The organism is Caulobacter sp. Root1455 (assembly GCF_001426905.1).
In the GTDB taxonomy this organism is placed as follows: Bacteria; Pseudomonadota; Alphaproteobacteria; order Caulobacterales; family Caulobacteraceae; genus Caulobacter.
The window spans coordinates 176,182-196,409 of the sequence record NZ_LMFQ01000021.1 but is presented as its reverse complement, the minus strand read 5'-3'; the positions used below and the strand labels follow the sequence as shown (position 1 = coordinate 196,409).

Below are 20,228 nucleotides of genomic sequence, written 5' to 3'. Positions count from 1 at the left end.
CCTATGGCCTTGAACCCTGTTATCGCCCAAGTCACGGCTCGGATCATCGAACGCAGCCGCGAAAGCCGCGCGACCTATCTGGCCAATCTCGACGCGGCCGCGGCCGCCCAGCCGGGCCGCGCCAAGCTCAGCTGCGCCAATTGGGCCCACGCCTTCGCCGCCTCGCCGGCGGTGGACAAGGTCCGCGCCCTGGACGTCAACGCTCCCAACCTGGGCATCGTCTCGGCCTATAACGACATGCTGTCGGCCCACCAGCCGCTCGAAGAGTATCCGGCGCTGATCAAGGACGCCGCGCGCGAGGTCGGGGCCACCGCCCAGTTCGCCGGCGGCGTGCCGGCCATGTGCGACGGCGTCACCCAGGGCCGTCCGGGCATGGAGCTGTCGCTGTTCTCGCGCGACGTGATCGCCATGGCCACGGGCATCGCCCTGACCCACGACGCCTTCGACGCGGCGCTGTATCTGGGCGTCTGCGACAAGATCGTGCCGGGCCTGCTGATCGGCGCCCTGACCTTCAGCCATCTGCCGGCGATGTTCGTGCCGGCCGGGCCGATGACCTCGGGCCTGCCCAATTCGGAAAAGGCCCGGATCCGCGCCCTCTACGCCGAGGGCAAGGTCGGCCGCGAGGAACTGCTGGCCGCCGAGAGCGCCAGCTACCACGGCCCCGGCACCTGCACCTTCTACGGCACGGCCAACACCAATCAGATGCTGATGGAGCTGATGGGCCTGCACCTGCCGGGCTCGGCCTTCGTCCATCCGCACACGCCGCTGCGCACCGCCCTCGTGAAGGAAGCCGCCAAGCGCGTGGCCGCCATCACCCACAAGGGCAACGACTGGATCCCGGTCGGCCGGGTGATCGACGAGAAGGCCGTGGTCAACGGCGTGGTCGGCCTGATGGCCACCGGCGGCTCGACCAATCTGGCCCTGCACCTGGTGGCCATGGCCCACGCGGCCGGCATCATCCTGACCCTGGAAGACCTGGACGACATCTCCAAGGCCACGCCCCTGCTGGCCAAGGTCTATCCGAACGGCTCGGCCGACGTGAACCAGTTCCACGCCGCCGGCGGCATCCACTTCGTGGTCAAGGAGCTGCTCAAGGCCGGCCTGGCCCACGAGGACGTGCTGACCGTCGCCGGCCCCGGTCTGTCGCGCTACACCCAGGAGCCGATCCTGGTCGACGGCGAGCTGACCTGGCGCGAGGGCGCGGACCAGTCGCTGGATCTGAACATCCTGCGCCCCGCCTCCGACCCGTTCAGCCCGGAAGGCGGCCTGCGCCTGCTGACCGGCAACTTGGGGCGCGGCGTGATCAAGGTCTCGGCCGTAAAGCCCGAGCACCAGGTGATCACCGCCCCGGCGGCCGTGTTCCAGGAACAGGAAGACTTCATCGCCGCCTTCAAGCGCGGCGAACTGGACCGCGACGTGGTGGTGGTGGTGCGCTTCCAGGGCCCGTCGGCCAACGGCATGCCCGAGCTGCACAATCTGTCGCCGTCGATCTCGGTGCTGCTGGACCGCGGCTTCAAGGTGGCCCTGGTCACCGACGGGCGGATGTCCGGCGCCTCGGGCAAGACCCCGGCGGCGATCCATCTCACCCCGGAAGCCGCCAAGGGCGGCGCCCTGGCCTATGTTCAGGACGGCGATGTGATCTCCCTCAATGCCCATACGGGCGAATTGAAGATCCTGGTGGACGAGGCGGTTCTGCGCGCTCGCACGCCGGCGAAGACTCCGGCGTCCAAGCCGGGCTATGGGCGGGAACTGTTCGGCTGGATGCGGGCGGGGGTCGGCGCGGCCGACCACGGCGGCTCCGTGCTGTTTGCTTAGGATGAAGACGAAGATGAGCGGCTTGAACTCCATCGGGCTTGGCCTGGTCGGCGATATCGGCGGAACCAACGCGCGGTTCGCCCTGGTCGATTTCGATGGGGCCGATCCCCGGCTGATCGAACCGACCTCGTACAAGGGCGAGGACTACGGCACGGCCGAGGACGCCATCGAACACTACCTGGCCAAGATGGGCCTCAAGCATCCCGACCAAGCGGTGGTGGCCGTCGCCGGCCCGATCGAGCACGGCACGGTGCATTTCACCAACAGCGACTGGAAGCTGTCGGAGGACAGCCTGCGCCGGGCGGGCGGCTTCCGCACGGCCAGGCTGATCAACGACTTCACCGCCCAGGCCCTGGCCGCTCCGCGCCTGGCCCCCAAGGACCTGCGCCAGATCGGTCCGCTGCAGACCTCGGGCGAGGGCGACGTGGCGATCCTCGGTCCGGGCACCGGCTTCGGCGCGGCGGGCATGGTGCGCCGGCACGGGGTCGAGACGCCCCTGACCACCGAGGGCGGCCATATCGCCTTCGCGCCGTTCGACGAGGTCGAGATCGAGGTCCTCCGTATTCTGATGAACCGGTTCGGCCGCTGCTCGATCGAGCGGATCCTGTCGGGCCCCGGCATGGAGGACCTGCACATGGCCCTGGCCGAGGTCGAGGGCCGCAAGGCCGACGAGCTGACCGCCAAGGAGATCACCGAGCACGGCGTGGCCGGCGACGCCTGCTGCAAGGTCACGATCGACCGGTTCTGCGCCATCCTCGGCTCGGCGGCCGGCGACCTGGCCTTGGCCCTGGGCGCCCGGGGCGGGGTGTTCATCGCCGGCGGCATCGGGCCCCGCATCGTCGACCTGCTGGAAAAGAGCGAGTTCCGCAGCCGATTCGAGTCGAAGGGCCGGCTTAGCGACTACACCAAGGCGATCCCCACCCACGTGGTGATGAACCCCCACACCGCCCTGATCGGCGCGGCCGTGGCCATGACGCCGGACGGAAAAGCGGCCATTTCGTAGGGCTTTCAGGCCGACAGGGGTCGTTTCCGGTCGTTCAAGGCGAGTTTTCCGCGCGAAGTGGGCTCGCCTTGACAAGGCTGTCATGCCTTTATTGCGTCGCTTGTCGATTTTCCGACGCTTCGCGAGGCCGTCTTGAGTTCCAAGGTTACGATCCACGAGGTCGCCCGCCTGTCGGGCGTATCGATCAAGACCGTTTCGCGGGTGCTGAATCGCGAGCCGAACGTGAAGAACGACACCCGCACCCGGGTGCAGGAAGCCGTCGCGGCCCTGAACTATCGGCCCAACATCTCGGCCCGCAGCCTGGCCGGTTCGAAGGCCTATCTGATCGGCGTGTTCTTCGACAATCCGAGCCCGGCCTATGTCACCGACGTACAGCTGGGCGCGATCGCCCGCTGCCGCGAGGAAGGCTACCACCTGATCGTCGAGCCGCTGGACTCGACCGGCGACGTGGCGGCCCAGGTGGAGCCGATGCTGCACACCCTGCGCATGGACGGGGTGATCCTGACCCCGCCGGTCTGCGACAATGTCGCGGTGCTGGACGTGCTGGAAGCCGAGGGCGTGCCCTATGTGCGGCTGTCGCCCGACCAGGACCTGGACCGCTCGGCCCATGTGCGCATGGACGACGTGCGCGCCGCCTACGAGATGACCGCTCACCTGATCGGTCTGGGCCACACCGACATCGGCTTCATCAAGGGCCACCCCGAACACGGCGCCTCGCACCTGCGCTACGAGGGCTATGTGGCGGCGATGACCGAGCACGGCCACGCCGTGCGCGAGGAGCATGTCGAGCAGGGCTGGTTCTCGTTCCGCTCGGGCTTCGAGGCGGCCGAACGGCTGCTGGACCGCCCCGACCGCCCCACGGCGATCTTCGCCTCCAACGACGACATGGCCCTGGGCGTGATGGCGGTGGCCAACCGCCTGCGCCTCGAGGTGCCCCAGACCCTGTCGGTGGCGGGCTTCGACGACACGCCCGGCGCCAAGGTCGTCTGGCCGCAGCTGACCACCGTGCGCCAGCCGATCCAGGCCATGGCCGCCGCCGCCGCCGACCTGCTGCTGACCGGCGCGACCCGGGCCGAGGGTGATGCGCCGCCGCCCTCGCGTCTGCTGGATTTCGAGCTGGTGGTCCGCGAGTCCACCGGCCCGGTCGCCTAGCTCGGGCTCTCCGACGCGACCCGGGTCGCGCCTCGCGCGTTGAACTCTTCAAGGACGCCGTCCCCCATATTTTCTTATGGAGGTGGAAAGCCCTTGGAGTTGACGCTAAGTCAGCAATGGCGAATCCGGGCTTGGACCGCTAGACAACGTTGTCAGGCGCGAAATTCGAGAATGACGTTCGCCCAAAGCAAATCCTTTCGGCTCTGCGGTATTTCCCGCCGCATTGCAGCATTTTCTAGCCTCTCCGGAGCAGGTTCATGATCCGCGCGCGCCGCTCCCGCATTGTCGCCACCATCGGCCCGGCCAGCAGCTCGCCGGAGATGATCGTCACCCTGGCCAAGGCCGGGGCGGACGTCTTCCGCCTGAACTTCAGCCACGGCAGCCACCACAACCACGCGGCCGCCTACGAGGCCATTCGCGCGGCGGAAAAGGTGGTCGACCGGCCGCTGGGCATCCTGGCCGACCTCCAGGGTCCCAAGCTGCGCGTGGGCAAGTTCGCCGACGGCCCGGTGTCGCTGAAGGCCGGCCAGGCCTTCCGGTTCGACAGTGATCCCACGCCGGGCGACGAGACCCGGGTGCACCTGCCGCACCCCGAAATCCTGGTGGCCATGCGGCCCGGCGCGACGCTGCTGCTGGACGACGGCAAGCTGCGGATGACGGTGACCGACGCCGGCCCCGGCTACGCCAACACCACGGTCGTCAACGGCGGCAAGCTGTCGGAACGCAAGGGCGTGGCCGTGCCGGACGTGGTGATCCCGATGTCGCCCTTGACGCCGAAGGACCGCGAGGACCTGGCCTTCGCCCTGCGCCTGGGCGTCGACTGGATCGCGCTGTCGTTCGTGCAGGCGCCGGAAGACATGGCCGAGCTGCGTCGCATCGTCGAAGGCCGCGCCGCCGTGCTGGCCAAGATCGAGAAGCCCCAGGCGCTGAAAGTGCTGGGTCCGATCCTCGACCTCTGCGACGGCGTGATGGTGGCTCGCGGCGACCTGGGCGTCGAGATGGCCCCGGAAGAGGTGCCGGTGGCCCAGAAGGTCATCCTGCGCGCCGCCCGCGAACGCGGCATCCCGGTGATCGTCGCCACCCAGATGCTGGAGTCGATGACCACCTCGCCGACCCCGACCCGGGCCGAGGCCTCGGACGTCGCCAACGCCGTCTACGAGGGCGCGGACGCGGTCATGCTGTCGGCCGAAAGCGCGGCCGGCGACTATCCCGAAGAGTCCGTGGCGATGATGAACCGCATCATCGAGCGGGTGGAGCGCGATCCGCGCTGGCCCGAGCTGATGCAGGCCGAGCAGCCGCACGACGACGAGGACGCCGACGTTCTGGTGGTCGCCGCCGCCCAGGCCGCCAAGGCCGGCTCGACCCGGTGCCTGGTGGCCTTCACCACCACGGGCGCCACCGCCCGCCGCCTGGCGCGCGAGCGGCCGCTGCAGCCGGTGCTGGCCCTGTCGCCGCGCATCGAGGCCGTGCGCCGCATGTGCCTGGTCTGGGGCGTGGAGGCCCGTGTCAGCGGTCAGCCCGACAGCCTGGAGGTGGTCACCTCCGACGCCGTCGCCAAAGCCGTCGAGCTGGACCTGGTCGGGCCCGGCGAGCGCCTGCTGATCGTCGCCGGCACGCCGTTCGGCGCCCCCGGCGCCGCCAATCTCCTGCGCCTGGCCCACGCGCCGTTCCCGGCCCGCAAGCGGTAACAGCAAGGCCGCTCATCCCGGCGAAGGCCGGGACCCAGATGGAAGGACCGTGGGGCTGACGCCAGGAGCACCGAGCTCTTCCAATCAACCTCTCCGCTATGGGATCTGGATCCCGGCATTCGCCGGGAAGAGCGGACTGTTTATTCGCTCACCGCCTCGTAGTGGCGCACGAACGGTTCCTTCTCGATCAGGAACTCGGCGTCGAAGTCGTAGTACTTGGCGCGCTCGAAATCCTCGCCGGCGAAACGCTTGATGGCGTCCAGATCGGTCCAGAAGGTCAGCATCTCGAAGTGCGTGATCTCGCCCTCGCGCCGGGTCAGGCACCAGGCGCCGAGATTGCCGGGCGTCGACTTGTAGTCGGGCAGGGCCACTTCGCGCATCAGGGTCAGGTAGCGGTCGCTCAGGGCCGCCGGCGCTCGGCCATGCCAATTTCGGACGATCATGCGGGCCTCCTCTCCAACACGCCGTTGGAGATAGGAAGGCTTCAGCCGAACGGAAGCGGCAGCAGGCGCTCGTAGCCGCGCCGCACGGCGGCGTAGCACTCGCAGGTGATGGCCTCGAGGCCGGCGCGGTCGAGGATGTCGACGACGCCGCGTCGATAGCGGATCAGGCCCTTGGCCTGCAGCGATCCGGCCACGGCCGTGACCGTGGTGCGCTGGACGCCCAGCATGTCGGCCAGGAATTCCTGGGTCAGGTTGATGGTGTCGCCGTCGATGCGGTCGCGGCACGACAGCAGCCAGCGGCAGAAGCGGGCCTCGACCCCGTGCAGGGCGTTGCAGGCCACCGACTGGATCGCGTGGCCGAACAGAGCCTCGTTGTGGCGGTCGACCAAGTCGCGCAGGGCGGGGCTGCGGGTCCAGGCGTCGTGCAGGGCCGAGGCGCTGATCCGCGAGGCGAAGCCGGGCGCCTGGACGATGGCCCGCACCAGCGACTGGCGCGGCGCCACCGCGGACATCAGGCCCAGGGCGCCTTCGCGGCCGACCGGCGCCGACTCGATCGCCGCGCCGTTCTCCATCAACGTCATCAGCGAGATGACGCAGTCGTGCGGGAAGTAGACGAGGTCGATCTGATCGCCCGGGTCATACAGGTGACGACCCTTCTCCAGCTCATGATGGGTGAGATGCGGCGAGATCAGCCCGAAATCCTCGGACGGCAGGGCGACGAGCAGGCGATTTTTCAAGGGTGCGGCGGTCCCGTCGTTCGAATCGATCACCGATATGCGGTAGGATTTGAAGCTATAGGTTGGAATACGACGGGGTGCTGTCGAGTAGTCGACACAAGTGCAGGACACTTGTCGGGGCTCAAAGAGCGCTATTAACTGCGTCGGAAACCCGACATTACAGGAATAGTTGATGCGGTCGCGACTATGTCTGCGAGGTGCATCCTGCTTGAACTTTCGTCAGGCAATGTCGGAAGCGGCGGTTTCTTCCGTGGCGCTGAGCGGGTCGGCGCCTGGCCCAGCCTGACCTGGTCCTTCGGCGCGATCGGCGCTCGCGACGGCTCTTCCTCCTCGCGCGAGGGAAGGGGAGTCGGCCTGGGCGAGGGCGGTTCCTAGGGTGAAGGTCGCCCCGCCGCCGTCATCCCGGATCGGCGCGCCGCGCGCTTTTCCGGGACAGCGAGAAGCAGCTGGCGGGATCAGAAACCCGACAGCCCGGCGTAGCGGTCACGATGGAACGAGGCCGAGCCGAACAGGGCCTCGGCCACGCGGGCGCGCTTCATGTAGAGGCCGGCGTCGTGGGCGTCGGTCATGCCGATGCCGCCATGCATCTGGACCATCTCGTTGGAGGCCAGGTGCAGCACCTCGGACGCCTTGGCCTTGGCCAGGGAGGCTAGCAGCCGGGTGTCGCCGCCCGCGTCCGCCGCTTCGAGGGCGGCCTCGACGCACGAGCGGGTGGTCTCCAGGTCGGTGAACAGCTTGGCCGCGCGGTGCTGCAGGGCCTGGAACGTGCCGATGACCTGGCCGAACTGGGTGCGGGTCTTGATGTAGTCCAAGGTGATCTCGAAGGCTGCGGTGGCCGTGCCCAGCATCTCGGCGGCGAGACCGGCATACGCGCGGTCCAGCACCGGCTCCAGGATCGCCCAACCCTTGCCGACCTCGCCGAGCACCGCGTCGGCGCCGAGCTGGACGTTGTCGAAGGTGATCTTGGCCGCGCCGCGGCTGTCGACCAGGGACAGGTGGGTCCGGGTCACGCCCTTGGCGTCGCCGGCCACGAGGAACAGGGTGATCCCGTCGCTGTCGCCCGCCGCGCCCGAGGTGCGGGCGGCGACGACCAGCAGGTCGGCGGCCTCGCCGTCGAGCACGAAGGTCTTGGTCCCGTTCAGGACGAAGCCGCCGCCGGACGCCGTCGCCGACAGCGCCGTGTTCAGCGGCGCGTGATGCGAGCCCTCGTCGACCGCCAGGGCCCCGACCGCCTCGCCGGTGGCGATCCTCGGCAGCCAGGCGGCCTTCTGGGCGTCCGAACCGCCCAGGACCAGGGCGGAGGCGGCGACCAGGGCGGTGGAGAGCAGGGGGGAAGCCACCAGGTTGCGGCCGGTCTCCTCCAGGATCAGCCCCAGGCCCAGGTAGCCGAAGGCCGAGCCGTCGAAGTCCTCGGGCACGATCACCCCGGCCCAGCCCATGGCGCCCATCTCGCTCCAGGTTGCCGGATCGAAGCTCTGCCTGGAGCCGCCGTCGCGCAGCTTGCGCAGCGCGCCGACCGGGGCGCTGTCCTGCGTCCAGCCTTTGGCCGCGTCGCGCAGCATGGTCTGTTCTTCGGTCAGGACGGCCATGTCAGGCTTGCTCCAGCTCGTGGTTTTGATGGCGGACGGCCCAGTCGAGGGCCTGTTCGAGACGGTCGTTGCCCCAGAAGAGCTCGCCGTCGGCGGTGACGAAGGAGGGCGCGCCGAACAGGCCGCGCTCCTGGGCCTGGCGGACATGGTCCTTCAGGCGGGTCTTGATGGGATCGGTCGCGGCGGCGGCCAGCACCGCGTCAGGCCCGGCGCCGACCGAGGCGATCAGCGGGGCCAGCACCTCGGCTTTCGAGATGTCCTGGTCGTCGACGAAATTGGCCGTGTAGACCGCGCGGCTGAAGGCCGGGGTCCAGCCGTCCTCCAGGCCGACGATCGCCACGCGGGCCGCGAGAAGCCCGTTGCGCGGGAACTGGCTGGGATGGACCAGCGGCAGGCCTTCCATGTCGCAGACCCGTTGCAGGTCGCGCCACATGTAGTCACCTTTGATCGGGAAGGCGTTGAACGGGCTGTCGTTCAACCCCTGCTGCTCGTGCATCAACGGTCCCAGCAGGAACGGCCGCCAGGCCACGGCCACGCCCGCCTGCTGCGCCAGGCGCTCGATGCGCATGGCGGCGGGGTAGCTGTAGGTGCTGCCGAACTCGTACCAGAACTCGAGCATCGGACTACTGATGGTCCAGCAGTCCGAGGACACGCTTGGCGACGACGTTGAGGTTAACCTCGCTGGTGCCCCCCTCGATCGAGTTGCCCTTGGCGCGCAGCATGGCGCGCGGCGCGGCCAGCTCGTCCTTGCTGAAGCCTTCGCCCTCCCAGCCCAGGCCCTGCAGGCCCAGGGCCTCGACCAGCAGCTCGGTGCGCTCCTGGTTCATCTTGGCGGCGGCGTACTTGATGATCGACACGGCGGCGCTGGGGCCCGAGCCGGTCTTGGACTCGGCCTCGGCGCGGCGCACGGTCAGCATGAAGGCGTGGGCGTCCATGCGGTGATGGGCGATGCGGGCCCGCAGGTCGCCGTCGGCCAGGCGGCCCAGGGCGTCGACCCCGATCTCCGCCTTGGCCGCCTCGACCACGTCCAGCCCGCCGCCGCCGCCGAAGCCCGAGGCCGAGATGTTCTGGCGCTCGTACTGGAGGAGGCGCTTGGCGATGTCCCAGCCGCCGTTGACCTTGCCGACCAGCTGCTCCTTGGGGACCTTCACATTGTCGAAGAAGGTCTCGCAGAACGGCGAGGAGCCGCTGATCAGCTTGATCGGCCGGGCCTCGACGCCGGGCGAGGTCATGTCGAACAGCACGAACGAGATGCCCTCGTGCTTCTTGGTGGTGTCGGTGCGCACCAGGCAGAAGATCCAGTCGGCCTGGTCGGCGTAGCTGGTCCACACCTTCTGACCGTTGATCAGCCAGTGGTCGCCCTTGTCTTCGCACTTGGTCTGCAGGGAGGCGAGGTCGGAGCCCGCGCCCGGCTCGCTATAGCCCTGGCACCAGCGGGTCTCGCCGCGGACGATTTCCGGCAGGAAGCGCTTCTTCTGTTCCTCGGTGGCGTATTCCAGCAGCACCGGGCCCAGCATCCAGATGCCGAAGCTCATCAGGGGGGGGCGGGCCTTGAGGCGGCGCAGCTCCTGCTCCAGCACCTTGTTCTGGGCCTTGGACAGGCCGCCGCCGCCGTATTCCTTGGGCCACATCGGGGCGGTCCAGCCGCGCTCGGCCATGCGGTCCAGCCATAGTTTGGCGTCGGGGCTCTTCCACTTGAATTTCTTGCCGCCCCAGGGCGCGTCGTCCTCGCCCATCGGGGCGTTCAGCGACGAGGGGTAGCTTCGTTCAAGCCAAGCGCGCGTCTCGGCCCGGAAAGTCTCCAGATCGCCGCCGCCGAAATCCGCCATGGCCGTTCTCCCTAGCTCGCCCGTCTTTGTCTTTTCGCGGCGCCGTCGTTCTCAGGGCTTCCCGCGTCGGCCGGCAGACTACGCCATGAAACGACGGGGGCAAGCCTATTCAAACAGGTGTTCGTCATGCGATGGGCGACCTTGGCGGGGCAGGCGCGCTATAGAAGACGGCGATGACGTGTCCCGCTGGGATTCGCCGATCAGGGGTCTTGATGTCCGCGCCGCAACTGAGACCAGCCGTCCTCGCCGTCGCGCCGACGCTGTCGGCCATCCTGGCGGCCTGCGCCGGGATCCTGCTGCTGGCCTCGGGCGCGACGCCGTCCGAGCCGACCCGCTTCGCGATCTGGCTGGCCGTCGCGCCTGGACCCCTGATCGAGGTCAGCCACTTCGTCTCGTCCATCCTGGGCCTGGTCCTGATCCTGCTGGCCTTCGGCCTGCGCGCGCGCCTGGACGCGGCCTGGTGGGCGGCGCTGTTCACCCTGGCGGGCGGGGCGATCCTGGCGCTGTTCAAGGGGCTGAACTGGGAAGAGACCGTCATCCTGTCGGCGATCATGCTGGCCATGCTGCCGTTCCATGAGGCCTTCCCGCGCAAGGCGGCCCTGTCGCGGATGGAGATCACGCCCGGCTGGCTGCTGTCGGCCGCGGCGGCCCTGATCGGAGTGGCCCTGTGCGGCTGGTGGACCTTCGCCCACACCGAATACGCCGACCAGTCGGTGATGAAGACCATCGGCGACCGGGAAGTGGCCCGCGCCATCCGCTCGTCGGCCGCCGCCGCCATCGTGCTGATGGCCATCGGCGTCTGGCGGCTGATCTCGACCCCCGCCACCCCCCCCGTTGTCGATGACACCGACCCGGAATTCGACCGCGTGCGCGCCATCCTGGCCAAGGCCGAGAACGCCGAGCCGCCGTCGAACCTGGCCCTGCTGGGCGACAAGCGCTTCCTGTTCTCGGCCTCGGGCGAGAGCTTCCTGATGTTCGGCGTGCGCGGCCGCTCGTGGATCGCCATGGGGCCGCCGGTCGGCCGCGACGACGAGCGCATGGAGCTGTTCTGGCGGTTCCGCGAACTGGCCGACGCCCACGCCGCCCGCGCCGGCTTCTACGCCCTGGGCCCTGCCGACCTGCCCGACAGCGTCGATCTGGGGCTGGCGATCCAGAAGACCGGCGAAAGCGCCGCCGTCCCGCTGGAGGCCTTCTCCCTGGCCGGCCGTCGCCGCGAGGTCCTGCGCCGCAACTGGCGAAAGGCCGGGGAGGGGGGGGCGGCGTTCGAGGTCCTGCCGGCCGACCAGGTCCATACGATCATGCCCGCGCTCAAGGCGATCTCCGACGCCTGGCTGGCCCACCACGCCGGCGGCGAGAAGAGCTTCTCGATGGGCGGCTTCGACGAGCGCTACGTGGCCGAGTTCCCGGTGGCGCTGGTGCGGGTCGAGGACCGGATCGTCGCGTTCGCCACCCTGTGGACCACGGCGAGCAAGGTCTCGTTCTCGATGGACCTGATGCGCTACTCCGACGACGCGCCCAAGAACGTCATGGACTACCTGTTCGTCGAGCTCTTGGGCTGGGGCAAGGAGCAGGGCTACCAGGCGTTCGAGTTCGGCGTGGCCCCGCTGGCCGGCCTGGACGATCGCCCGCTGGCCCCGATCATGTCGCGCGTGGGCCGCCTGCTCTACGAGCGCGGCGAGGAAATCTACAATTTCCAGGGCGTGCGGCGGTACAAGGACAAGTACGACCCGGTCTGGCAGCCGCGCTACATTGCCGCGCCTCACAAGTGGGCCATACCCTTTTTGCTTGCGGACATCGGTCTGCTCTCGTCCGGCGGCGTCTCCGGCCTGACGAAAAGGCCGCGACCTAGTAGCGCGGGTCGCCCGTCTTCATCCCCAGCAGATTGAGGATATGGGCCGCCATCAGCAGGGCCACGACGGCGCCGGCCACCATCAACGGACGCCACGGCATCATGCGCGGACCCTTTAAAACATTGATCGGACGGGCTCCGCGCCAGCCGCAGAACACGGCGAACAGCAGGGCGGCGACGGCGACGACAATGGTGGTTGGAAGGTCCATTCGCCTCTCATGGCCTGCGACAATCGGCCATGCAAATCGTTAACGCGCGTTAACCACGTGCAGCCGAATCTTAGGTACACACGTTGAGAAGGTGTGCCTGTTAACCATCCACAGTTTATCTTGACCATAACTATATGTAGCGGTGGTGGTCGCGTTTACACGCTAGGAATCGGTGACTAGCGTTGGTTCCCAGGTGCATAGGGAACGATTCGGATGACGGCCGCGGCGCCATGGAGCGTTAAGGGGATCGACCCCAAGGCACGGGAGGTCGCTAAGGATCTCGCGCGTCGCTCCGGCATGACGCTGGGCGAATGGCTCAACCGCATGATCATCGAGGGCGAGGGTTTCGACGTCTCGGCCCTGGAAGCCTTCGGCGAACCCAGCCGTCCCTCCCTGGCGGTCAACAACGACGGCGCCAAACCTTCCTATTACGAGACCGACCGCGGCGGCGCGCCGTCGCGCATCGAAGCCCGTGAGCATCCCGCCGACGAGGTCGGCCGCGTGGCCGTCGCCCTGGACCGCCTGACCGACCGCATCGAGGCGGCCGAGAAGCGTTCGGCCCAGGCCATCAACGGCATCGACGAATCCGTGCGCGGCGCCCTCCAGCGCCTGGTCGCCGCCGAGCGCGAGCAGGTCGCCGTGGCCGCCCGCTTCGAGGGCGTGGTGGACGAGATCAAGACCGACCAGACCCGCGCCGCCGAGCGGCTGCGCCGCATCGAAGCCGAAGCCGTCGGCCCGCGCTCGGCCGAAGCGCTTCGGGCCCTGGAAGGGGCCTTGGGCAAGGTCGCCGGGCACCTCTATGAAGGCGAAGCCCGCACCCGCGAGACCCTCGCCCATCTGGAACAGCGCCTGGACAACCAGGCCGGCGTCGGGGCCGGCGATCCCTCGGCCCTGGTCGAAGAGGTCGTGGCCCGTCTGGGTCAGCGCCTGGAAGCCGCCGAAGCCCGCACCGCCGAGGCCCTGCAGGCCCTGAACACCTCGTTCAGCGCCCTGGACGGCCGTCTTCAGACCGTCGAGAGCAGCAATCCGGGCGAGGGTATCCAGAAGCGTCTGGACGACCTGACCGGCAGCCTGACCCAGCGCATGGAAGCCGCCCGCCTGGAGATGGCGACCAAGCTGCGCCAATCCGCCGACGGCCGCTTCGACCGCATGGAGCAAAAGCTCGGCGAGATGACCGCCCACGTGCAGGCCGCCGAGCAGCGCTCGGCCAAGGCCATCGAGCACATGGGCCGTGAAGTGGTCGGCATGGCCGACGCCCTGAACCGCCGCGTCCAGACCTCGGACGCCCGCAACACCGCCGCCATCGCGCAGGTCGCCGCCAGCATCGACCAGAAGCTGAACCGCGCCGACAGCGTCCAGGCCCAGGCCCTCGAGAAGCTGGGCACGGAAATCGCCCGGATCACCGAGAAGCTGGCCGAGCGGATCAGCAACGCCGAACGCCGCAACGCCCTGGCCATCGACGACGTCGGCGACCAGGTCACCCGCGTCACCGACCGCCTGAACCAGCGCCACGAGCGCACCTCGCAGGAACTGGTCGACCGCATCCGCCAGAGCGAGGAGCGCACCGCCCGCCTGCTGGAGGAAGCGCGCGAGAAGATCGACACCAAGCTGGGCGAGGCCCAGCGCCGCCTGGCCGAGCAGGCCGCCGCCGCCGCCGCCGCGCCGCCCGCGCGTCCCGCCCCGTCGCCGTTCGACGACGGCGAGCGCTATTCGTTCGGCGGCGAGGCCGTGCCCGAGGACGTCTTCGACCAGCCGGCCGCCTACATGCCGGCCAAGGCCTCCACGCCGGCGCGCACCGCCGCGCCGGCCGCCTTCCAGAGGCCCGCCTTCGAGGCCCCGGCGTTCGAAACCACGGCCTTCCCGACCAGCGAGCCGCCCGAGCTCGAATTCGGCGACGAGGACTTCGAGGCCGCCGACGGCTTCACCTCGGCCCTGGAACCGGAAACGGCGTTCGAGCCGGAAACGGAATACGACAGCGATTTCTCGGCTCCCGAGTTCGCCGCCGCCGAATTTTCCGCCCCGCAAGAGCCCGCCGCGCCGTCGCGCCCGCTGTCGACGCGGGAAGTGATCGAGCAGGCCCGGGCCGCCGCCCGTCAGGCCGCTCTGACCGGCGACGCCAAGGGCAAGGACAAGCCCAAGGACAAGAAGACGGGGACCTCGCTGTTCGCCGGCTTCGGCGCCAAGAGCGCCCAGAAGAAGGCCAAGAAGGGCGCGATGAAGACCGCCCTGATGGTTTCGGCGACCGCCGCCTGCCTGGGCGTGGCCTCGGCCGGCGCGATCATGAGCCTGACCCAAGGCACTGGCCCGCTGCCGGACCGCGTGGCCCAGGGCCTGTCGAACAAGACCACGGGCGAGATCCGCACCGCCGAAACCGACACCAGCCCGGTCGGCGCCCGCGCCGCCGTGGCGCTGACCACGCCGGCTCCGGTGGAAGCGGCTCCCGTCGACGCCGCGCTCGCCGCCGTCGCGACGCCGCCCGCCGAGAACGCTCAGGCGCTCTACGAAGACGGCGTGCGCCGCATTGAGGCCAAGGACCGCACCGGTCTGGACAGCCTGCGCAAGGCCGCCAACCTCGGCCTGCCGCGCGCCCAGTTCTATCTGGCCAAGATGTACGAGGTCGGCGAGGGCGGGGTGAAGAAGGACCTGGTCGAGGCCCGTCGCTGGACCGAGCGCGCCGCCACGGCCGGCGAGGCCCGCGCCATGCACAACATGGCCCTGTACTACTACAAGGGCGAAGGCGGCGAACGGAACTCGACCAAGGCCGCCAGCTGGTTCCGCAAGGCGTCGGACCTGGGCCTGGTCGACAGCCAGTTCAACCTGGCCCAGCTCTATGAAGGCGGTTGGGGCGTCAGCCAAAACCCGACCGAAGCCTACAAGTGGTACCTGATCGCCGCGCGGTCGGGCGACACCGCCTCGCGCGCCCGGGCCATCGCCCTGCGCGCCCAGTTGACCGCCGAGGGCCAGCGGATCGCCGAGCGTTCGGCCAGCGCCTTCCGCTCTCAGGCCGCGACGCCGGTCCAGACCGTCGCCACGGCCGCCGCGCCCAGCGCCGGCCTGGCCACCGCTCAGCGGGCGCTCTCCAAGCTGGGCTACTATCAGGGCCCTCAGGACGGCGTCACCTCGCCGGCCCTGCAGATGGCCATCGCCGCCTATCAGCGCGACCAGAATCTCCAGACATCCGGCGCGCTGGACGGCGAGACCCTCAGCCGCCTGTCGACCTGGGCCCGCTGAGCCCGACGATCGTTTCGATCGCCAAAGCCAAGCTTTCAAAGCTCGTTTAGGTGAGCATACTGCGATGCTCGTCCACAGGCTGTGTCCTGTGGTCAAATATCGTTCGTGGACCTATGGGCTGACCTCGGTAATAGTCGGTCCCTTCCGGGGGGAAGGGCGCGCGTCGGAGCTCGCGCCCGAAGGAGTAGACATGGCGTTCGAAGCAGCAGCGGCCGATCACACGCAGGATCGCGTGCCGGTACCTCCGGCCGTATGGGTTTGCGGCCTGGCCACGTTGCTGCCCTTCGTCCTCTGCTCGGCGCTGTTCTGCTACGGCCCCATCGACATGCGCCAGGTCGCGCTGATCAGCCTGCTGGCCTATTCCAGCGCCATGATGTCGTATCTGGGCGGCGTGCGGTGCGGCCTCGAGATCGAGCGCCCCAACCCGCGCTGGCTGACCCTGGGCCTGTCCCTGTTGTTCCCCCTGGCCGGTTTCGGCCTACTGCTGGGCGGCCTGAAGTTCGAGCCCGCCTGGCAGCTTTCCGGCTTCCTGCTGGTCTTCATCCTGCAATGGCTGTGGGACGTGACCAACCATGACGGTCCCGCCTGGCGTCCGCGCCTGCGCACCCTGCTGACGTCCGGCGCGGCCATTTCGCTGGCCTTCGCTTTGGAACAGGCCCTCCACCTCTAGACGCGCCCCTATCGGGCCGTGGCCAGCTTTTCCGTCGCCGCCGCGTCCGTCGCCGCGGCCGTGGTGACATCGGCCGGAGGCGCGGCGATCACGACCACCGAGGCGGGCTCCGGGGCCTTGGGCGCGTTGATCAGCGGCGTTTCCTCGTTGAGCGGGTCGGACACGCAGGCCAGGGCGACCTGTTTGCTGAGCTTTTCTTCCTTGGCGCCCTGTTGCATGCCCAGGGCGGCCGAGGCCACCGTGCCGGCGAACGGCACCACGGCGTTGCCGCCCATGCTGAGGGCCTTGCTGACCAAGCCGGACTTCTCGTAGTCGATCGCCTTGGCGCGAATGGCCTTGCAGGCTTCGGTGTCGTATTTCGGGTCCTTGGCGTCGAGCTTGGCCACGGTCTTGACCGGGGCCTCGCCGGCCGCGGCGGCCAGCGGTGAAGCCGACAGGGCTAGAACGGCGCCGATGCCGATCAGGATCGGTCGCATAACGGTTCTCCTTACCAATGTCCCGGGGATCAAACGCCCGGGCGCGATGGGTGATCCGTCTGGAGCGTTTTCGAGCGAAGCCGCTTCCGGGTCGCGTGAAGAAAATTCGTCAAAACAAAGATCTAGGTCGCGTCACTAGTCCGGGCGCAGCGACTTCCAGCCGACCGCGTGCACCCGACGGGGGCCCAAGGCGGCCGCCAGGGCCGGGCCGCCGAACAGAGGCGCGAAAGCCTGGTCCAGGATGTTCAGTCCGCCGGTGAAGGCCCCGAAGGCCGGCAGGACCAGGCGGCTGCCGTCGGTGACGAAACAGCGCCGCCGCACGGTGGCCCGACCGCTGGTGACGCGGGCCGCCGGATGCAGGTGGCCGGCCACCTCGCCGGGCTGAGCGCCGGGCACGGGCTCGTGGCGGAAGGTCAGACCGGCGATCGCCGCCTCGTCGACCACGTCGCCGGGCAGGGCGCGGGGGCCGTCCTCGTCGTGATTGCCCACCGCCCAGACCAGTCGGCGACCCACGGCCAGGGCGGCGATCCGGGCCCGGTCTTCCTCCGGCAGCCGGTCCTCGCCGGCCCCGTCGTGGAAGCTGTCGCCCAGGAAGACCAGGGTCGCGGGCGACAGCGACGCCAGTTCGCGCTCCAGCCGGTCCAGGGTCTCGCGCGTGTCGTAGGGCGGCAGCATCTGGCCGAAGCGCGCGGCGTAGCTGCTGCCCTTCTCGAAGTGCAGGTCGGCCACGACCATGGTGCGCTCGGCTTCCAGCCACAGGGCTCCGGAGTGACGCAGCACGGCGCGCGCCCCCGCGATCTCGATCCGCAGGCCGCCGCAGTCGCCGATTTGGAACGCCAGACTGGTCACGTCGTGGATACTCTCACTAGGTTATCGCTCCGCGATCAGGCATCAAGCCATCGCCTCGGCGATCAGGTCTTCCTCGGCCTCGGCCAGGATCATTTCCCCGGCCGCGTCGCCCGGGGCGCGTTCGCGACCGATCTCCAGCATGATCGGCACGGCGAACGGCGAAACATGGTCCAGCGCCGCATGGCGGATGCGGCCGCCGCCGATCCGCGCCAGCAGGTCGCCCAGCCGCGCCACGTCCAGCGAACCGGTCGCCGCGTCGGCCCGGGCGCAGCGCAGCAGCAGATGGTCGGGCTGGTGGCGGCGCAGGACGTCATAGATCAGGTCGGTCGAGAAGGTCACCTGGCGGCCGGATTTCTCCTGGCCCGGATGGCGGCGCTCGATCAGGCCCGAGATCAGGGCGCAGGCCTTGAAGGCCCGCTTCATCAGGAAGCTTTCATCCAGCCACGCTTCCAGGTCGTCGCCCAGCATGTCCTGGGCGAACAGCTCGTCCAGATCCAGCTCGTCCATCGGCTTCAGCGCCCAGATGGCGACCGCGTAGTCGTTGGCCACGAAGCCCAACGGGCCGATGCCCAGCCGGTCCAGCCGCCGCGTCAGCAGCATGGCCAGGGTGGTGTGGGCCAGGCGTCCCTCGAACGGATAGCAGACCAGATGGAAGCGCTTCCCATGCGGGAAGGTCTCCAGCAGCATCTCGTCCTGCTCGGGCATGATCGAGCGGACCTTCTGATAGTTCAGCCACTCCTGGACGTCGGGGGGCAGGGCGGGCCATTCGCGCTCGTCGTGCATCATCGCCCGCACGCGGCCGGCCAGATAGGTCGACAACGGGAACTTCGACCCGCCCCAGCTGGGCATCATCGGGTCCTTGTCGGGCGCGGGGGTGACGAACGCGTCGGCCCCGACCAGGCTGTTGAACCGCCAGACCTGGCCGGCGAAGATGAAGGTGTCGCCCGGCGTCATCGCCTCGAAGAAGCCTTCCTCGGCCTCGCCGACCTTGCGCCCGCCCATGGGGCGTTTGCCGCCGCCTATACGGACATTGATCATGGCCGGCGATACGATGGCCCCGATGTTCATCCGGTGGGCCAGCACCGCCTGGGCGTTGCGGGCGCGCCAGAGGCCGTCCTGGCCCGGCACGATGCGGCGGAACTTGTCATAGGTGCGCAGCGCGTAGCCGCCAGTCGAGACGAAGTCGACGACGGTCTCGAAGTCCTCCCACGACAGGTCGGCATAGGGACCGGACGTGCGAACCTCGTCATAGAGGTCGGTCAGGGCGAAGGGTTCGGAACACGCGCAGCCCATGATGTGCTGGGCCAGGGTGTCCAGCGTGCCGGTGCGGGCCGGCTCGCCGTCCAGGTGGCCGCCCAGGATGGCGTCGGCGGCGGCGCGGCACTCCAGATATTCGAAGCGGTTGGCCGGAGCCAGGATGGCGCGCGAGGGCTCGTCCAGGCGGTGGTTGGCGCGGCCGATCCGCTGGACCATCCGCGAGGCGCCCTTGGGCGCGGCCAGCTGGATGACCAGGTCGACGTCGCCCCAGTCGATGCCCATGTCCAGGGTCGAGGTGCAGACCACGGCCCGGATCTCGCCGCGCGCCATGGCCGCCTCGACCTTGCGGCGTTGCTCGGCCGCCAGGCTGCCGTGGTGCAGGGCGATGGCCAAGCCGTCGTCGTTCAGCTTCCAGAGTTCCTGGAAGGCAAATTCCGCTTGAAAACGCGTGTTGACGAAGACCAGGGCGGTCTTGGCGCCTTTGATGATCTCGTAGATCTCGGCCATGGCATGCTGGGCCGTATGGCCCGCCCAGGGCACCTTGCCGCCGGACACCAGCACCTCGACGATCGGCTGCGCGCCGCCGGAACCCAGGACGAGGTCAACGGAATGCAGTTCCTCCCCCTGTGGGGGAGGTGTCGATCGAAGATCGACGGAGGGGGGAGTGGCTGGCTTATCAAGATTCCCCCCACCGACGCTTTGCGTCGCCTCCCCCACGGGGGGAGGGCCGTTCCAGCCCAGCCACCGCCGCACCAGGTCCGGATCGTCCACCGTCGCCGACAGCCCGACCCGCCGCAGGTTCGGCGCGAACAGCTGCAGCCGCGCCAGGCCCAGCGACAGCAGGTCGCCGCGCTTAGACGGCCAGATGGCGTGGGCCTCGTCGATGATGACGCAGGACAGGTCGGCGAAATAACCCCGCGCGCCCTCCCAGGCGCAGAACAGGGCCAGTTGCTCGGGCGTGGTCAGCAGGATGTCGGGCGGCCGCAGGCGCTGGCGCTGCTTGCGGGCCTCGCCGGTGTCGCCGGTGCGGCTCTCGGCGACGATGTTCAGGCCCATCTCGCGGATCGGCGTGGCCAGGTTGCGCTCGATGTCGACCGCCAGGGCCTTGAGCGGCGAGATGTAGAGGGTGTGGACGCCCGCCGGCGTGTTGCGCGGCGCGCGCTGCGCCAGCTCGATCAGGCTGGGCAGGAAGCCGGCCAGGGTCTTGCCGCCGCCCGTGGGCGCGATCAGCAGGGCGTCGCGGCCCAGCCGGCCCTTCTCGATCATGGCCAACTGATGCGGCCTGGGCGCCCAGCCGCGCGAGGCGAACCACTGCTCAAAGCGGGGAGGAAGGGCGGTCGCCTCGGCCATTGATCGGCCTATAGCATGTTCCCGTTCCGTTTCCATGCGTCAACCTGCCTACGTTCGGCGTTTTGACAAGGGTGGTACGCA

General features: G+C 69.2%; 16 protein-coding genes. 7 read left to right on the top strand and 9 right to left on the bottom strand.

Annotation, left to right across the window (positions count from 1 at the left end; all coding sequences use genetic code 11):
• Positions 1-3 precede the first annotated feature (3 nt).
• The 4 genes from edd to pyk all read left to right on the top strand — a co-directional run bounded on the left by edd (position 4) and on the right by pyk (position 5,658).
• Entirely contained in the window at positions 4-1,815 is a 1,812-nt protein-coding gene (gene edd / locus ASD21_RS13065; RefSeq protein WP_056441671.1) for a phosphogluconate dehydratase, read from the top strand.
• Between the two features lie 13 nt (positions 1,816-1,828).
• Positions 1,829-2,818, top strand: coding sequence for a glucokinase (glk, locus tag ASD21_RS13060; protein WP_056442415.1), 990 nt, complete (start codon positions 1,829-1,831; stop codon positions 2,816-2,818).
• A 132-nt stretch (positions 2,819-2,950) separates the two neighbouring features.
• On the top strand, positions 2,951-3,970 hold the full coding sequence (locus tag ASD21_RS13055; RefSeq protein WP_056441669.1) for a LacI family DNA-binding transcriptional regulator: 1,020 nt from the start codon (positions 2,951-2,953) through the stop codon (positions 3,968-3,970).
• Positions 3,971-4,227: 257 nt separating this feature from the next.
• Complete coding sequence (gene pyk, locus ASD21_RS13050) at positions 4,228-5,658, top strand: pyruvate kinase (RefSeq protein ID WP_056441666.1); 1,431 nt, start codon at positions 4,228-4,230, stop codon at positions 5,656-5,658.
• A gap of 140 nt (positions 5,659-5,798) precedes the next feature.
• On the opposite strand, the gene ASD21_RS13045 is transcribed toward pyk, so the two are convergent.
• The 5 genes from ASD21_RS13045 to ASD21_RS13025 all read right to left on the bottom strand — a co-directional run bounded on the left by ASD21_RS13045 (position 5,799) and on the right by ASD21_RS13025 (position 10,256).
• The gene (locus ASD21_RS13045; protein WP_056441663.1) at positions 5,799-6,101 is read right to left on the bottom strand and encodes a hypothetical protein; all 303 of its coding nucleotides are present in this window, start codon (positions 6,099-6,101) and stop codon (positions 5,799-5,801) included.
• Between the two features lie 41 nt (positions 6,102-6,142).
• Positions 6,143-6,838, bottom strand: coding sequence for a Crp/Fnr family transcriptional regulator (locus ASD21_RS13040; RefSeq protein ID WP_056441659.1), 696 nt, complete (start codon positions 6,836-6,838; stop codon positions 6,143-6,145).
• Positions 6,839-7,293: 455 nt separating this feature from the next.
• Complete coding sequence (locus ASD21_RS13035) at positions 7,294-8,427, bottom strand: acyl-CoA dehydrogenase family protein (protein WP_056441655.1); 1,134 nt, start codon at positions 8,425-8,427, stop codon at positions 7,294-7,296.
• A gap of 1 nt (position 8,428) precedes the next feature.
• On the bottom strand, positions 8,429-9,046 hold the full coding sequence (locus tag ASD21_RS13030; protein WP_056441652.1) for a 2-hydroxychromene-2-carboxylate isomerase: 618 nt from the start codon (positions 9,044-9,046) through the stop codon (positions 8,429-8,431).
• A 4-nt stretch (positions 9,047-9,050) separates the two neighbouring features.
• On the bottom strand, positions 9,051-10,256 hold the full coding sequence (locus ASD21_RS13025) for an acyl-CoA dehydrogenase family protein (protein ID WP_056441648.1): 1,206 nt from the start codon (positions 10,254-10,256) through the stop codon (positions 9,051-9,053).
• Positions 10,257-10,468: 212 nt separating this feature from the next.
• On the opposite strand from ASD21_RS13025, the gene ASD21_RS13020 reads away from it, so the two are divergent.
• Complete coding sequence (locus ASD21_RS13020; protein ID WP_056441645.1) at positions 10,469-12,142, top strand: GNAT family N-acetyltransferase; 1,674 nt, start codon at positions 10,469-10,471, stop codon at positions 12,140-12,142.
• Here the strand turns inward: ASD21_RS13020 and ASD21_RS13015 are convergent.
• Complete coding sequence (locus tag ASD21_RS13015) at positions 12,102-12,314, bottom strand: hypothetical protein (protein ID WP_056441642.1); 213 nt, start codon at positions 12,312-12,314, stop codon at positions 12,102-12,104. The genes ASD21_RS13020 and ASD21_RS13015 overlap by 41 nt on opposite strands.
• Positions 12,315-12,527: 213 nt before the next feature.
• On the opposite strand from ASD21_RS13015, the gene ASD21_RS13010 reads away from it, so the two are divergent.
• Together ASD21_RS13010 and ASD21_RS13005 are read left to right on the top strand one after the other, a co-directional pair.
• Entirely contained in the window at positions 12,528-15,545 is a 3,018-nt protein-coding gene (locus tag ASD21_RS13010) for an SEL1-like repeat protein (RefSeq protein ID WP_056441639.1), read from the top strand.
• 190 nt (positions 15,546-15,735) lie between these two features.
• Complete coding sequence (locus ASD21_RS13005; RefSeq protein WP_056441637.1) at positions 15,736-16,215, top strand: DUF3429 domain-containing protein; 480 nt, start codon at positions 15,736-15,738, stop codon at positions 16,213-16,215.
• 8 nt (positions 16,216-16,223) lie between these two features.
• On the opposite strand, the gene ASD21_RS13000 is transcribed toward ASD21_RS13005, so the two are convergent.
• The 3 genes from ASD21_RS13000 to ASD21_RS12990 all read right to left on the bottom strand — a co-directional run bounded on the left by ASD21_RS13000 (position 16,224) and on the right by ASD21_RS12990 (position 20,147).
• Positions 16,224-16,691 carry a hypothetical protein gene (locus ASD21_RS13000; RefSeq protein WP_056441634.1) on the bottom strand — a complete coding sequence of 156 codons (468 nt, stop codon included), beginning with the start codon at positions 16,689-16,691 and terminating at the stop codon, positions 16,224-16,226.
• Positions 16,692-16,826: 135 nt separating this feature from the next.
• Complete coding sequence (gene pdeM, locus ASD21_RS12995) at positions 16,827-17,531, bottom strand: ligase-associated DNA damage response endonuclease PdeM (RefSeq protein WP_056442412.1); 705 nt, start codon at positions 17,529-17,531, stop codon at positions 16,827-16,829.
• A 51-nt stretch (positions 17,532-17,582) separates the two neighbouring features.
• Positions 17,583-20,147, bottom strand: a complete 2,565-nt coding sequence (locus ASD21_RS12990; RefSeq protein ID WP_056441632.1) for a ligase-associated DNA damage response DEXH box helicase — start codon at positions 20,145-20,147, stop codon at positions 17,583-17,585.
• Between the last annotated feature and the right edge of the window lie 81 nt (positions 20,148-20,228).

Bases quoted from the DNA above. Each gene is read 5' to 3' on its own strand.
- ASD21_RS12990 (WP_056441632.1), bottom strand. From the start codon at position 20,147: ATGGCCGAGGCGACCGCCCTTCCTCCCCGCTTTGAGCAGTGGTTCGCC.
- ASD21_RS13020 (WP_056441645.1), top strand. From the start codon at position 10,469: ATGTCCGCGCCGCAACTGAGACCAGCCGTCCTCGCCGTCGCGCCGACG.
- edd (WP_056441671.1), top strand. From the start codon at position 4: ATGGCCTTGAACCCTGTTATCGCCCAAGTCACGGCTCGGATCATCGAA.
- ASD21_RS13005 (WP_056441637.1), top strand. From the start codon at position 15,736: ATGGCGTTCGAAGCAGCAGCGGCCGATCACACGCAGGATCGCGTGCCG.
- ASD21_RS13010 (WP_056441639.1), top strand. From the start codon at position 12,528: ATGACGGCCGCGGCGCCATGGAGCGTTAAGGGGATCGACCCCAAGGCA.
- ASD21_RS13035 (WP_056441655.1), bottom strand. From the start codon at position 8,427: ATGGCCGTCCTGACCGAAGAACAGACCATGCTGCGCGACGCGGCCAAA.
- ASD21_RS13000 (WP_056441634.1), bottom strand. From the start codon at position 16,691: ATGCGACCGATCCTGATCGGCATCGGCGCCGTTCTAGCCCTGTCGGCT.
- ASD21_RS13015 (WP_056441642.1), bottom strand. From the start codon at position 12,314: ATGGACCTTCCAACCACCATTGTCGTCGCCGTCGCCGCCCTGCTGTTC.
- glk (WP_056442415.1), top strand. From the start codon at position 1,829: ATGAGCGGCTTGAACTCCATCGGGCTTGGCCTGGTCGGCGATATCGGC.
- ASD21_RS13025 (WP_056441648.1), bottom strand. From the start codon at position 10,256: ATGGCGGATTTCGGCGGCGGCGATCTGGAGACTTTCCGGGCCGAGACG.
- ASD21_RS13030 (WP_056441652.1), bottom strand. From the start codon at position 9,046: ATGCTCGAGTTCTGGTACGAGTTCGGCAGCACCTACAGCTACCCCGCC.
- ASD21_RS13045 (WP_056441663.1), bottom strand. From the start codon at position 6,101: ATGATCGTCCGAAATTGGCATGGCCGAGCGCCGGCGGCCCTGAGCGAC.
- pyk (WP_056441666.1), top strand. From the start codon at position 4,228: ATGATCCGCGCGCGCCGCTCCCGCATTGTCGCCACCATCGGCCCGGCC.